11 protein-coding genes are annotated in these 13,537 nt (G+C 65.2%); 5 read left to right on the top strand and 6 right to left on the bottom strand.

Features of this window, described 5'->3' with window-relative positions; genetic code table 11:
* Window positions 1-158: 158 nt before the first annotated feature.
* Window positions 159-1,754, bottom strand: a complete 1,596-nt coding sequence (locus tag AC1ME3_RS13310; protein WP_480953526.1) for an isocitrate lyase — start codon at window positions 1,752-1,754, stop codon at window positions 159-161.
* 257 nt (window positions 1,755-2,011) lie between these two features.
* Here AC1ME3_RS13310 and AC1ME3_RS13305 point away from each other — a divergent pair, with 257 nt between their 5' ends.
* The 5 genes from AC1ME3_RS13305 (at window position 2,012) to AC1ME3_RS13285 (ending at window position 6,875) form a co-directional block, all read left to right on the top strand.
* On the top strand, window positions 2,012-2,593 hold the full coding sequence (locus AC1ME3_RS13305) for an SRPBCC family protein (RefSeq protein ID WP_480953525.1): 582 nt from the start codon (window positions 2,012-2,014) through the stop codon (window positions 2,591-2,593).
* Window positions 2,593-3,771 (top strand): zinc-dependent alcohol dehydrogenase, encoded by a 1,179-nt coding sequence (locus AC1ME3_RS13300; RefSeq protein WP_120300021.1) that lies wholly within the window; start codon window positions 2,593-2,595, stop codon window positions 3,769-3,771. The genes AC1ME3_RS13305 and AC1ME3_RS13300 overlap by 1 nt, the downstream gene beginning before the upstream one ends.
* 12 nt (window positions 3,772-3,783) lie before the next feature.
* Window positions 3,784-4,569 carry an SDR family NAD(P)-dependent oxidoreductase gene (locus AC1ME3_RS13295; protein WP_480953524.1) on the top strand — a complete coding sequence of 262 codons (786 nt, stop codon included), beginning with the start codon at window positions 3,784-3,786 and terminating at the stop codon, window positions 4,567-4,569.
* Window positions 4,570-4,596: 27 nt separating this feature from the next.
* Window positions 4,597-5,082: a DUF4142 domain-containing protein gene (locus AC1ME3_RS13290; protein WP_480953523.1), complete on the top strand. Its 486-nt coding sequence runs from the start codon at window positions 4,597-4,599 to the stop codon at window positions 5,080-5,082.
* 122 nt (window positions 5,083-5,204) lie between these two features.
* Window positions 5,205-6,875, top strand: coding sequence for a formate--tetrahydrofolate ligase (locus AC1ME3_RS13285; RefSeq protein ID WP_480953522.1), 1,671 nt, complete (start codon window positions 5,205-5,207; stop codon window positions 6,873-6,875).
* Between the two features lie 143 nt (window positions 6,876-7,018).
* On the opposite strand, the gene AC1ME3_RS13280 is transcribed toward AC1ME3_RS13285, so the two are convergent.
* The 5 genes from AC1ME3_RS13280 to AC1ME3_RS13260 are packed head-to-tail and all read right to left on the bottom strand — an operon-like array spanning window position 7,019 to window position 13,522.
* Window positions 7,019-8,905: an XrtA/PEP-CTERM system amidotransferase gene (locus AC1ME3_RS13280; protein ID WP_480953521.1), complete on the bottom strand. Its 1,887-nt coding sequence runs from the start codon at window positions 8,903-8,905 to the stop codon at window positions 7,019-7,021.
* Window positions 8,906-10,381, bottom strand: coding sequence for an exosortase A (xrtA, locus tag AC1ME3_RS13275; protein WP_480953520.1), 1,476 nt, complete (start codon window positions 10,379-10,381; stop codon window positions 8,906-8,908).
* The gene (locus AC1ME3_RS13270) at window positions 10,378-11,664 is read right to left on the bottom strand and encodes a glycosyltransferase (RefSeq protein ID WP_480953519.1); all 1,287 of its coding nucleotides are present in this window, start codon (window positions 11,662-11,664) and stop codon (window positions 10,378-10,380) included. The genes xrtA and AC1ME3_RS13270 overlap by 4 nt, the downstream gene beginning before the upstream one ends.
* A complete protein-coding gene (locus tag AC1ME3_RS13265; protein ID WP_480953518.1) occupies window positions 11,661-12,698 on the bottom strand; it encodes a FemAB family XrtA/PEP-CTERM system-associated protein in 1,038 nt (345 codons plus the stop codon). Before AC1ME3_RS13265 ends, AC1ME3_RS13270 begins: the two co-directional genes overlap by 4 nt.
* On the bottom strand, window positions 12,695-13,522 hold the full coding sequence (locus tag AC1ME3_RS13260; protein WP_480953517.1) for an XrtA system polysaccharide deacetylase: 828 nt from the start codon (window positions 13,520-13,522) through the stop codon (window positions 12,695-12,697). Before AC1ME3_RS13260 ends, AC1ME3_RS13265 begins: the two co-directional genes overlap by 4 nt.
* Window positions 13,523-13,537: the final 15 nt, after the last annotated feature.

The raw sequence follows: 13,537 nt of genomic DNA, 5'->3' as shown, positions 1-13,537 counted from the left end.
CAATCGGCCATTCCGCCTAAGATAGCGTAACATTTCCGCACGCAGGTTTTCCGCCAAACAGGCGCCGCGGCAAAGCCGCGTCGTCGGACGGGGATTTAGGCCCCGCCGGCCGGGCGTGATGCCGGGTCCGCGCCGGAGCTTTCGCTCCGGCTTGGGCATCACGCCGCAAATTGATTCATCGTATTATGCGCGCCTCCAGCCTTCAGAGCCGCCTCACCCGCAAAACACTCCTTGTGGTCATCGCCCAGGTCCGAGCCCGACATGTTCTGGTGCTTCACGCAGGCGATGCCCTCGCGGATTTCCTTGCGCTGGACGCCCTTCACATAGCCGAGCATCCCCGCATCCCCGAAATACTCCTTCGCGAGGTTGTCGGTCGATAGCGCCGCCGTGTGATACGTCGGCAGCGTGATCAGATGGTGGAAGATCCCGGCCCGCTTGGCCGAATCCGCCTGGAAAGTGCGGATGCGTTCGTCTGCCTCGTCCGCGAGCGTCGTGCCGTCGTAATCGACGCTCATCAAACGCGCGCGATCATAGGCGGAGACGTCCTCGCCGGCAGCCAACCACGCATCGAACACTTGCTGGCGGAAGTTCAGCGTCCAATTGAAGCTCGGCGAGTTATTGTAGACGAGCTTGGCGTTCGGAACGACCTCGCGGATGCGGTCGACCATGCCGGCGATCTGCTCGATATGCGGCTTCTCGGTCTCGATCCACAGCAGATCGGCGCCGTTCTGTAGCGACGCGATGCAGTCCATCACGCAGCGATCCTCGCCGGTCCCCGCGCGGAACTGGAACAGGTTCGAGGGCAGGCGCTTGGGACGGAGCAGCTTGCCGTCGCGGTTGAGGATGACGTCGCCGTTCTGCGCGGTCGCCGGGTCGATCTCCTCGCAGTCGAGGTACGAGTTATACTGGTCGCCGAGGTCGCCCGCTTCCTTGCTGACCGCGATCTGCTTGGTGAGGCCAGCGCCGAGCGAGTCGGTCCGCGTGACGATAATGCCGTCCTCGACGCCGAGTTCGAGAAACGCGTAGCGGCACGCGCGTACCTTCGCCAGGAAGTCCTCGTGCGGCACGGTGACCTTGCCGTCCTGGTGGCCGCACTGCTTCTCGTCGCTGACCTGGTTCTCGATCTGGAGCGCGCAGGCGCCCGCCTCGATCATCTTTCGCGCGAGCAGGTACGTCGCTTCCGCATTGCCGAAGCCCGCATCGATGTCGGCGATGATCGGCACGACATGCGTCTGGTGGTTCTCGATCGCGTTGAGCAGGCGCTGTTCCTCGATGGCGTTGCCCGCAGCGCGCGCGGCGTCGACGTCGCGAAACATCATCCCGAGTTCACGTGCATCGGCCTGCCGGAGAAAGGTGTAGAGTTCCTCGATCAGCGCGGGGACACTGGTCTTCTCGTGCATCGACTGGTCGGGCAGCGGGCCGAACTCGCTGCGCATCGCCGCGACCATCCAGCCGGAGAGGTAAAGATACCGGCGGTCGGTCGTGCCGAAATGCTTCTTGATGCTGATCATCTTCTGCTGCGCGATGAACCCGTGCCAGCAACCGAGCGACTGCGTGTAGTGCGTGGGATCGGCATCATAGGCCGCCATGTCCTCGCGCATGATCGCCGCGGTATAGCGCGCGATGTCGAGGCCGGTGGTGAACCGGTTCTGCAACCGCATCCGCGCGACGGACTCGGGCGAGATCGCGTCCCACGTGCCGTTCTGGTCGGCGATGAGGTTGGTCAACTGGGCGATGTGCGTCTGGTAGGTCACGGGCGATCCTCGTCTGCTGCGATGATCGACGTGTAGGTATGTTTACATCTCTCAGCGGCCAAAACCCCCCAAGATTGGCGTGCGCGTGTAACGAACACCGCTTCCCGAATGTGACGATGTAAACTTCGTGACACTGGATGGATTCTGCGCGGGGCCGATTGTCCTGATCGATATCAAGTCTTGCAAATTCAAGACCAAGGCGGCGGAACATAGGTCTTCGGACACTGTTGGAAGGACTTCGCAGCCAGGAGACGGTGATGACTGAACGCGATCCAAGAGATGACGCCCCACTAAGCACGTCCAAGCGAAGCGACGCTGTAGCGGACGCGACGCAGGACCTTGCGGACGGCAAGGGCAGCAGCATCGTTGCCCGTGCGGTTACGATCAATCGCCCGGTCGGCGAACTGTTCGCCTATTTCCGTGATTTCTCGAACCTTCCGAGTTTCATGGAGAATGTCGAGCGTATCGACGTCCTCGACCAGCGCCGCTCGCATTGGGTGGTCAAGGGTCCGGCGAGCAAATCCTATGAATGGACGTCGGCGATTACCGACGAAGCGCAGGACAGCTTCATCGCATGGTCGTCGGAGGATGGCGCCGACGTGCCTAACAGCGGCCGCGTCGAGTTTCGAGATGCGGGCGCGCGCGGCACGGTGGTCGTTGCGACCATCCTGTACGATCCGCCGGGTGGCGTGATCGGCAAGTTGATCGCCAAGATGTTCCAGCGCGAGCCTGCGATTCAGGCCCGCCGGGACCTGCGCCGTTTCAAGCAGTTGATGGAAACCGGCGAGATCGCGACTGCCGCGATGAACCGCAAGCAGCATGAAGAGGAACTCGCCTGATGCGCGCTCTGGCATGGCACGGTAAGCATGACGTCCGCGTCGATACGGTCGACGATCCCGAAATCGTCAACCAGCGCGATTGCATCATCAAGGTCACCGCGACCGCGATATGCGGCTCCGACCTGCATCTGTACGACGGCTATATCCCGACGATGCAGGCCGGCGATATCCTTGGCCACGAATTCATGGGCGAAGTCGTCGAGGTCGGCGCGAAGTCGACGTTGAAGAAGGGCCAGAAGGTCGTCGTCCCGTTCACGATCGCCTGCGGCAGTTGCTACCACTGCGGCAAGCACCAGTATTCGGCCTGCGACAACGGCCTCCCCGCCGACAACCAGGACATCGCACAGGAAATCTACGGTCAACCCATGTCCGGGCTGTTCGGCTATAGTCACATGACCGGCGGTTATGCCGGCGGACAGGCGGAATATGTCCGCGTACCGTTCAGCGACGTCGGCCCGATCGTCATTCCCGACGGCGTCGACGACGAGAAGGTGTTGTTCCTCTCCGACATCTTGCCGACCGGCTGGATGGCGGCGGAGAACGCGCAGATCGAACCGGGCGACACGGTCGCGGTCTGGGGTTGCGGTCCGGTCGGGCTGTTCGCGGTGCAGTCGGCGTTCCTGATGGGTGCCGAGCGCGTCATCGCGATCGACCATTTCCCGCACCGACTGGAGCTCGCCAAGAAATTCGGCGCGGAAACCATCAACTATGAAGAAAGCGCGGTCTACGAGGCGCTGATGGTGATGACCGGCGGGATCGGTCCTGACGCCGTCATCGACAGTGTCGGGCTGGAGGCACACGGCTTCTTCGTCGACAACGTCGTCGACCAGATCAAGGCCTCGACCTTCCTCGGCACTGATCGGACGCACTCGATCCGCCAGGCGATCATCGCGTGTCGCAAGGGCGGGCGGGTGTCGATGCCGGCGGTGTACGGCGGGTTCGTCGACAAGTTCCCGCTCGGTGCCTTCATGGAGAAGGGGCTGACGCTCAAGACCGGCCAGACACACGTCCAGCATTACATGCCCGCGCTGCTCAACGCGATCATGGAGGGCAAGATCGACACCACCTTCCTGATCTCGCACCGCATGGACTTGGAGGACGCTCCCAAGGGCTACGACATGTTCAAGAACAACCAGAACGAAGTGACGAAGGTCGTGCTGAAGCCCGGCTTCAACTGAGGATATCTGACAATGGCTGATAAATTCGCAATCATCACCGGCGCGTCGACCGGTATCGGTTTCGAGCTGGCGACCCTGGCGGCGAAGGACGGCTACGACATACTGGTCGTAGCCGACGAGGCGTTGATCGACGCCGCCGCGCAGGACTTCAAGCAGTTCGGCACCGATGTTCAGTCGCTCCAGGCCGACCTCTCGACGATCGAAGGCGTCGACCAATTGCTTGCGGCCACGAACGGCCGGACGATCGATCTGGTCTGCGCGAATGCCGGGCGCGGGCTCGGCAGGGCGTTCCTCGATCAGGATCTGGCCGAGTGGCGCAAGGTCGTCGATACCAACGTGATCGGCACGGCGTATCTGTTGCAAAAGGTGCTGCCGCCGATGGTTGCGCGCAACGCAGGCAAGGTGCTCGTGACCGGATCGATCGCAGGCTACATCCCCGGTGCGTTCCAGGCGGTGTATAACGGTACGAAGAGCTTCGTCGACAGCTTCGTCGCGGCGATCCAGAACGAGATCAAGGATGCGGACGGCGTCACGGTGACCAACCTGATGCCCGGCCCGGTCGATACCGAATTCTTCGACCGTGCCCACATGCTCGACACCGACGTCGGCACCGATCCCAAGAAGAGCGATCCGGCCGACGTCGCCAAGGACGGCTGGGACGCGCTCATGTCCGGCAAGGCCGCGGTCGTGTCGGGCTGGAAAAACAAGATCCAGTCGGCAGTCGCCAACGTCACGCCCAACGCCGTGCTCGCCGAGATGCACCGCAAGATGGCCGAGCCCGGCACCGCGAACGACTAAACTAGAGTTTCCACAGGAGAGAAGACCATGACACGATTTCTGACTGCTGCTGCGCTGATCGCGCTGCCGATCGCCGCCGTATCGGCGCAGGCACCAATGCCCGCTTCGACCTATGTGATGAAGGCCGGTGCCGGCGACCTCTACGAGAAGACGTCGAGCCAGATCCTGCTCGAGACGACCACTAATCCGAAGCTCAAGAGCTTCGCGCAGATGATGATCACCGATCACACCAAGAGCACCGAGGACGTGAAGGCCGCGGCGATGGCGGCGCATGTGAAGGTCGCACCGCCCAAGCTCGATCCAATGGGCGCGAAGAACGTCGCGGCACTTCGCGCGGCGAAGGGCACGGCGCGCGATCGGCTGTACGTGACGCAGCAGAAGGTGGCGCATGCCAAGGCGCTTACGTTGCAGCAGGGCTATGCCGACAAGGGCACCGTGGCGGGCCTGAAGACTGTTGCAGCCGGGATCGTACCGGTCGTCCAGTCGCACATCACCGAACTGCAGACGATGTAATCATACGGCGTCCTATCGACGGCGGATTACAGACGGCGCTCGCTTCACAAAGCGGGCGCCGTTCTGCATTCGGGACTCCTAATCGTCTGGAAAGCCATCCCCGGCCCCGCTAGGTCAGCGCCATGGAAACCGATATCGCCATCGCTCGCAGCGTCGCCCTGCGCCCTATCGCCGCCATCGCCGAGAGCCTGCACATTCCAGACGACGCGATCGAGCCTTACGGCCGGTACAAGGCGAAGATCTCGCTCGAATGGCTGAACGCACGCAAGTCTTCGCCCAACGGCAAGCTCATTCTCGTCACCGCGATCAACCCGACCCCGGCAGGCGAAGGCAAGACCACCACGTCGATCGGCCTCGCCGACGCGCTCCGCCATACCGGGCGCAAATCGGTACTCGCCCTTCGCGAACCATCGCTCGGACCGTGCTTCGGGACCAAGGGCGGCGCGACTGGCGGCGGTCGTGCGCAGGTCGCGCCGATGGAGGACATCAACCTTCACTTCACCGGCGATTTCCACGCGATCACGGCGGCACATAATTTGCTCGCGGCGATGATCGACAACCATATCCACTGGGGCAACGCGCTCCAGATCGACGTCCGCCGCGTGGTCTGGCGTCGCGTGCTCGACATGAACGACCGGGCGCTGCGCGACATCGTCCAGTCGATCGGTGGCGTCGCCAACGGCTATCCGCGCGAGTCGGGCTTCGACATCACCGTTGCGTCGGAGGTGATGGCGATCCTGTGCCTCGCCGACGGGCTTGCGGACATGGAGCGACGGTTAGGCGACATCGTCGTGGCGTATACCCGTGACCGCAAACCGATCACCGCGCGCGACCTCAAGGCGGATGGCGCGATGGCGGTGCTGCTGGCGGAGGCGATCAAGCCGAACCTCGTCCAGTCACTGGAGGGGACGCCGGCGTTCCTGCACGGCGGGCCGTTCGCCAACATCGCGCATGGCTGCAACTCGGTCATCGCGACACGCGCGGCGTTGTCGCTCGGCGATTACGTGGTGACCGAGGCGGGCTTCGGCGCGGATCTTGGCGCGGAAAAGTTCTTCGACATCAAGTGCCGCCAGGCGGGGCTCGCCCCCGACGCGGTCGTGATCGTCGCGACCGCGCGCGCTCTGAAGATGAACGGTGGCGTTGCCAAGGCCGATTTGGGACGCGAAGACGTCGACGCAGTACGCCAGGGCGCGGTCAATCTCGTCCGTCATATCGAGAACATCCGCCAGTTCGGCGTTCCCGCCGTGGTCGCGATCAACCATTTCTACACCGACAGCGATGCGGAGATTGCCGCGATCGTCGAGGCCGCCGCACACCACGGCTCGCGCGCGATCCTGTGCCGGCATTGGGCCGAGGGTGGCGCTGGCGCGGTCGAACTGGCCGATGCGGTCGCCGAACTTTGCGACACGCACGGGGGCGGGTTCGCGCCGATCTATGGCGACGAACTGTCTCTGTTCGACAAGATCGATACCGTCGCCCGCCGCATCTATCGTGCCGAGCACGCCGTCGCCGAGCCGAGCGTCCTCGCGCAGTTGAAGCGCTGGGAGGATGCGGGATACGGTCACCTGCCCGTCTGCCTCGCGAAGACGCAGTACAGCTTTTCGACCGACCCTGCCCTGCTCGGCGCGCCGACCGGGCACATCGTGCCGGTGCGTGAAGTCCGGCTAGCGGCGGGTGCCGGGTTCGTGGTCGCGATCTGCGGGGAGATCATGACGATGCCGGGCCTGCCCCGCGTGCCCGCAGCGGAAGCGATCCGGTTGAACGACGAGGGGCTGATCGAAGGGCTGTTCTAAAACTCTACAATCCTCCCCCGCCAGGGGGAGGTGGCACCGAAGGTGACGGAGGGGGAGGACAAGGAACGAGCGTTTTGCGTACCTCCCCCTCCGTCTGGCAAGTGCCAGCCACCTCCCCCTGGCGGGGGAGGATTCGCTCCGTCCTACCCGAATATCCGCTTCATCGATCGTTCGAGCATCACGAACTGCCACAAGGTCCGACCGTGTTCCGCACGCCCCATCCGGTGCTCGTCGGCGATCCGCGCGATCGTCGCCATGTCGAACCACCCCGTCTCGCCCAGCGTACGCGACTTGGCGAGCGCGGTCGCCTCGCCCGCTAGCGCACCGCGGAACCAGGCGCTGATCGGCGTCACGAAGCCCATCTTCTGGCGATAGAGGATGTCGCGCGGCAGATACGGCTCCATCGCCTTCTTCATCAGCCATTTGCCCTCGCCGTGCCGCAACCGCATGGTCGCCGGCAGCGTCGCGCAGAACTCTATCAGGCGGTGGTCGAGCAACGGTTCGCGCGCTTCGAGGCCGACCGCCATGCTGGTGCGGTCAACCTTGGTCAGGATGTCGCCGGGCAGCCAATGCTTGATGTCGGCATATTGCGCGCGGTCGATCGCGTCGCGCGCGGGCGCGTTCGCCATCGTCGCGACATAGCGATCCTCGGCACGGTAACCGCCAAGCTTCGCGCGCGCGCCGGCGTTGAACAGCTGCGCGCGAAGTTCGGGCGTGGTGACGCCGACCGAGCGCGCATACGCCTCGCCGCCACCTTGCGCGAGCGCCAGCAGCGTCGACTTCGCGCGCAGCGGCCGCGGCGCCCAGTCGGCCTTCGGATACCAGCGGCCAAGCGTCCCGAAAACGTCGGCGCGGAGATGCGACGGCAGCAAACCGCGGACGCGCTCCTCGACCGATTGGAACTTGTAGCGGCGGTATCCGGCGAGCGCTTCGTCCGCGCCATCTCCGGATAGCGCGACGGTGACGCTTTCCCGAGCCAGCGCGCAGACCTGGTAGGTAGCGAGCGCGGAGGCGTCCGCAAAGGGCTCGTCGAAGCTTGCGACCAGCGTATCGATCAGTCCGAAATCGCCCGACTGGACGACGCGCTCGCGGTGATCGGTGGCAAAGCGGCGCGCGACGGCGTCGGCATAGCCGCGTTCGTCGTGCCCGGCTTCGTCGAACCCGATCGTGCAGGTCCGCACCGCCTTGGGGCTCGCCTCCGCCATCAGCGCGACGACCGCAGAACTGTCCACCCCGCCCGACAGGAACGCCCCGAGCGGCACGTCGGCAACCATCCGCGAACGCACCCCCGCACGCATCCGATCGACCAGTTCCTCACCCAGCGCCTTGGCCGAGCCGGTCGCGCGGTTGGAAAAGTCGACGTCCCACCATTTGCGCGGCTGCGGGACCGACCTGCCGCGTTCGACAAGCAGGAAATGTCCGGCCGCAAGCTTTTTCACGCCCGCGACCATGCAGGAATCATCGGGGACGTACCCGAACGCCAGGTAATCCTCGACCGCGCCGAGATCGGGTACGCGGCGGAGTTGCGGATGCGCGAGCAGGCCCTTCAATTCGGACGCGAACGCCAGCGACCCGTCCGCCAGTTCGACATAATGGAGCGGCTTCACGCCCATCCGGTCGCGCGCGAGGAACAGCGTATGCGCGGCGGTGTCGTGGATCGCGAAGGCGAACATGCCGTTCAGCCGATCGAGCATCGACGGCCCCCAGGCTCGCCAAGCATGCAGCAGGACTTCGGTGTCGCCAGACGTTCGGAAGATCGCGCCCTTGGCGGTCAATTCGTCGCGCAGTTCGGCGAAGTTATAGACCTCGCCATTATAGGTAATCGTCAGGCTGCCGTCGGACATCGGCTGCGGCGAGCCTTCGAGGTCGATGATCGACAGCCGGCGATGGCCGAGACCGACGCCCGGCGCAGTCCAGATGCCGTCGCCGTCGGGGCCGCGATGCGACAGCGCCGCGATCATCGCGTGGACGCGGTTCGGGTCGACCGGCTTGGGCGTACCGGGGTGGAAGATCCCGGCGATGCCGCACATCTAGCGCATCCCCGCGGCGTGATCGGCAACCGGCGCAATCGGCCCGAGCGCGGCGAGGAAGCGCGCGATCGGACGTGGATCGGCGCCCTCGACCGACAGGTGGATCGCCACCGCGCGTTGCGGGCCCCCGAGCAGCCGCGCCTTCATCGTTTCGATCTTCACCAGCGTGTCGTCCTGCGTGGTCGTGTCGCCGACCCGGTACCACGTCGCGACGATCCGCTCTACGGGTCCGGGCGCGGTGATCCGCATGACGCTACCGCCTGCGATATTCGGCAAATCGGCGACGCGGACCCAGCGATCCTCCTCGCGCAGCACGCCTGTCCCGTAGGCGATCAGCTCCTTGCCCTCGTGCTGGCTGCCGAACACCGCGATGCTCATGTCGACCTGCGCACCGGTCGCGTCGGCATAGCGGCCAAACAGATAATGGTCTGCGCCGGGGTAATAGGGCGTCCACGGCGCGCGCGTACTGACGGGAACGCGGTGCCAGCCGGCGATCTCCGGCAGGTCGATATGCGCGGGAAGTGGCTGTGCGCGGCTGGCGACTGCTGTGCTCCACGCCGGGAACACCGCGAACGTGGTGATAGCGAGTGCGGTCGCGATGGCGAGATCGGTCCGTTGACGGGGTGTGACCTGAAGCTTCGCCGGATCGAAGGCGGGATCATCGGGCGCTCGGTCGAACCAGCGCCAGCCGATCGCCAAGACGCCCGCCATGACCAGCGCGAAGAACACCCAGCCATAGACGATGTGATCGATCCCCGTCGCCGCCTCTACCGACGTCAGGTCCGCCGCCCAGATCGTGCCGAACGCGCGGAAGCCGTTGGCGATGACCGGCACAACGATTGACACGGCAAGGAACACCGCGCGGCGCTTCCACGACACGAAGCAGAGGTTGGCAACGAGCACCCCGAACGCGACCATCGCGATGACGAACTTGGCGCCCGAACAGGCTTCGGCCACCTCGAAATAATAGCGGCCGGCGTGGATCAGCACGCCGTCGACCACCGCGGGTACGCCGACGAGGTGCAGCAGCGGCATGACGATCGCGACCGTGACGGTCTGCAGCGGCGGTTCGAGACCCTCGCCGAACGGCACGAGGAAGAACGCATACGCGAGCGGAAAAAGCAGCCCGCGCGCCACGTTGGGGCCGAGAAGCGTCACGACCGCGCCTTGCAGCATCATGACCAGTCCCAACTGGCGCGCGAACCCAACCGAGGCTGCATCGCCCATCAGCCAGCCTAACCCGCCGATCGCGACGAGTGCGAGGCCGGGCCACCAGCCGGTCGGGGTCAGTCGGGCCAGTTCAGTGCGGCGCTGCCAAACGAGCCATGCGATCACGGGGCCGATGAAGAGACAGTGGCCGAAGGTGGTGCTCGTCCACCAGATATGCGCGAGATCGGCAACGTCGCTCCGGAACGCCAGGAGTATCAACACCGCGACGACCGCGAGCGCGATGCCGTGGCGGCGCCAGGCCGTCATGCCGGGAGGCCGAGTAGCGCGTCCAGCGGCGCGAGGCGGGCGTCCCAGCCATAGCGGCGGATCACCTGCGCCCGGGCGGATTGGCCGAGCGATGCCGCGGTGTCGGGAGCTTCGAGCAAGTCGCAGATACGGTCCGCAAACTCCTGAGCATTCGCGGCAATCCGGATCGTGTCGGCATGATCGATGCCTTCGGCCGCTGCCGTCGAGGCAACGACGGGGCGGGCCATCGCCATCGCCTCGAGCACCTTGTTCTGGATCCCGCGCGCGAGCTTCAGCGGGGCGACGCAGACGTCCGCGGCCGCGAGCCAGCCCCGGACGTCGTCGACCGCGCCGGTGACGGTGACGTGATCGCCTGCGAGCGCCTGGACGGCCGCGGTCGGCGCGCGGCCGACGATCGCGTAGTGGGCGGGGTAGCGCTGGCGGACGAGCGGAAAGATGTCGCGTGCGAACCACGTCACCGCATCGATGTTGGGCCGGTAGTCCATCTGCCCGGTGAAGACGAGCAGAGGCAAACCCTCCAACGGCTCCCCCCCGGCGGAGGCCGGGGCCCAATTGGGGGACGTCGGTAACGACGGATTGCGCTCCGTTACAGCGACCTTTCCAATTGGGCCCCGGCCTTCGCCGGGGGGGAGGGAATTACAGGCCGCCGCGACCTTCGTCGCCGGATCGAACTTTGCCGAATCGATCCCGTTCTCGACCGCGATGATTCGCTCGGTTGCCCCACCCCCCCGAAACAGCGCGGCTTCCGCTTCACTGACGAACAGGCTCGCCGACACCCTGCCCGCCACCTCACGCTCGAACGCGCCGAGCAGTCGAGCCTCGCGCCGCATCATCCACCGCATCGGGCCCCGCGCGTCGTTGGCAAACCCAGCGAACTTGGCGGAGTCGACATCGACGAAATCCATCACGACCGGCGGACCACCAACCGGCAGATACTGCGCCATCTGACCGGAGAAGCAGTAGACCCCACTAACCTCAGGCAAAACACGATCGACTGCATCCTGCATCGCCGCGCTCGCAAAGGCGGTCAACGAGACCGGCTTACCGGTTGCGAGCGCTTCAAGCGCAGCACGATTCTGCGACTTCGGACGCGGCAGGATCGTGCAGCTTGCCAGCATATCGGTGAACGACGCAGGCGGATCTAAGTCCCCTTTGTCGTCGGCAAACGCCACCAGATGCACCGGCGTGCGCTTCGCCAGATACTGGAGAATATGGAAACTACGGATCTTGTCGCCGCGGTCGGGCGGGAACGGCACGCGGTGCGCCAGGAAGAGCAGGTTCACCCCAGGCCTCGAGAAATCCACGGTCCTGCTGCGTTGGCGGCCCAGAGCGGCAGCTTCTTCCACGTCCGCACCATCAGCGCATATTTTGGATTAAGCGGGTTCACCTCGCGCGCCGGCCCGTTGCTGCGCTTGGCATAGAGACGCGGTTCGGGCGTGAATCCCCAGTTCTTCTTGAACGCCGCCGCCCCCGTGCCGGTCTTCGAACGCCCGAAATCGAACCGGGTGCAACCCCGCGCGCGGGCGTGTGCCATCAGCGCGAAATACATCCGATCGTTGGCGCGCAATCCTCGCGCCGCATCGGTCCCGCCGCCCCAATAGGGATAGACCGTGCCGTTGAAATACAGGCTCAGGACGCTGGCGACTGCCCTGCCCTCATGTCGAACGGTCAGAACATCGGCATCCATCAGGCTCTCAACACTACGAAAAAGCTCGGCGGGAAAAACCGGTGTGCCGAGATTGCGAACCGACTCCGCATAAACCCGGTAATGCTCGGCGAGCAGTTTCCGGTTGTTGCCGCTCACGATCTCAAGGTCGAAGCCGAGCGCACGGCGGACTTCGGCACGCTGCTTCCGGGGGATCGCGAGCAGTTCCGCATCGTCGTCCGCGGCCAGATCGCGAACGAAGCCGAGATAGCTGGTGTCATCGCTCTCCCAGCCGATCGGCGCAGGACCGCCGCGCAACTCGACCGAGGGGCAGCCGGTGCGCAGCGCGAGGTTCCAAGCCCCCGCCGACAGCGCTTCGACCGCGTCACCCAGAACGCCGCCATCGACACCGAAACCGGTCGACACCAGCGCGCGCCCGAACACCGGCGAACGCATCTCGGTCAACGGCAGCACACCGTCGATCGCGCCTCCGTTCTCCGACACCAGATAATGCGCGCGCTGCCCGCAACCATCCTGCACCGCGAGGCTCCAGGTGGGCAGGTGGAACGGCGTGGCACCATCGCTAGCCTCGATGAACGTCGTGATCCGCGCGCACTCGGCCGGATCGCGAAGGTCGACTTCGCGCACACCGACAGGCATCGGCGCGGTCACGCCAGCCGGGCCGCTTCGCGCGCCACAACCTTATCGACGCGCCCCCAGTCGTGCCGGCTGAGCAGTCCACGCAACTTGCCGGCCATCGCCCCGAGCCGCGAATAATGGCGGATCTTCGAGCGCATCGGTGCCGCGTCGACACGCGGCTGCGACGGATCGATCTCCCACGGGTGGAAGTAGAACATCGCCGGGCGGTCTTCGCGATTGACCTGCCGCACCGCGAGATCGGTGATCGCCGCGGGGAGTAGGCGGAAGAACCCGCCGCCGGTCGCCAGCTTGCGCTCGCCGAACTTGGCCACCGTCACCGGGACTTCAATCAGGGCACTATCGTCAAGCGGCTTGAACCCGTAACGCGGCGCGTCGAGCCAGCCGTAATGATCGTGCTTCACCGGCGCGACGCTGGAGGAATAGGCATAGCCCGCCTCGGCGAGCTCGACATGTGCCCAGGGCGTACGCTGGTCGATCGAGAAGCTCGGTGCGCGATAGCCGGTGACCTTTGCCCCCGCCGCATCCTCGATCGCCGTCCGAGCGCGCACGAGGTCGGCGCGGAAGAACTCGGGCGTCATCGTGAAGACACGCTGGTGATCCCAGCCATGACTAGCGATCTCGTGCCCCGCATTGACGATTCGCCGAATTAGCGCCGGATAGCGATGCGCTACCCAGCCTAAAGTGAAGAACGTTGCCTTTGTGTCGCGCTCGGCGAACAAGGCCAGGACGGCGTCGGTGTTGGCCTCGACGCGCGGCTGGAGCGAGTCCCAGTCGGCCCTGTCGATCACCTTCTCGAACGCGCCGACCTGGAACCAGTCCTCAACATCGACCGACATGCCATTGATAACGGG

This window comes from Sphingomonas sp. BL2 (assembly GCF_056680015.1).
This window is presented reverse-complemented; position numbering and strand designations above follow the sequence as displayed.

Excerpts from the sequence above, each read along its gene's own strand:
- AC1ME3_RS13290 (WP_480953523.1), top strand. The coding sequence starts at position 4,597 with ATGACACGATTTCTGACTGCTGCTGCGCTGATCGCGCTGCCGATCGCC.
- AC1ME3_RS13260 (WP_480953517.1), bottom strand. The coding sequence starts at position 13,522 with ATGTCGGTCGATGTTGAGGACTGGTTCCAGGTCGGCGCGTTCGAGAAG.
- AC1ME3_RS13300 (WP_120300021.1), top strand. The coding sequence starts at position 2,593 with ATGCGCGCTCTGGCATGGCACGGTAAGCATGACGTCCGCGTCGATACG.
- AC1ME3_RS13285 (WP_480953522.1), top strand. The coding sequence starts at position 5,205 with ATGGAAACCGATATCGCCATCGCTCGCAGCGTCGCCCTGCGCCCTATC.
- AC1ME3_RS13295 (WP_480953524.1), top strand. The coding sequence starts at position 3,784 with ATGGCTGATAAATTCGCAATCATCACCGGCGCGTCGACCGGTATCGGT.
- xrtA (WP_480953520.1), bottom strand. The coding sequence starts at position 10,381 with ATGACGGCCTGGCGCCGCCACGGCATCGCGCTCGCGGTCGTCGCGGTG.
- AC1ME3_RS13305 (WP_480953525.1), top strand. The coding sequence starts at position 2,012 with ATGACTGAACGCGATCCAAGAGATGACGCCCCACTAAGCACGTCCAAG.
- AC1ME3_RS13280 (WP_480953521.1), bottom strand. The coding sequence starts at position 8,905 with ATGTGCGGCATCGCCGGGATCTTCCACCCCGGTACGCCCAAGCCGGTC.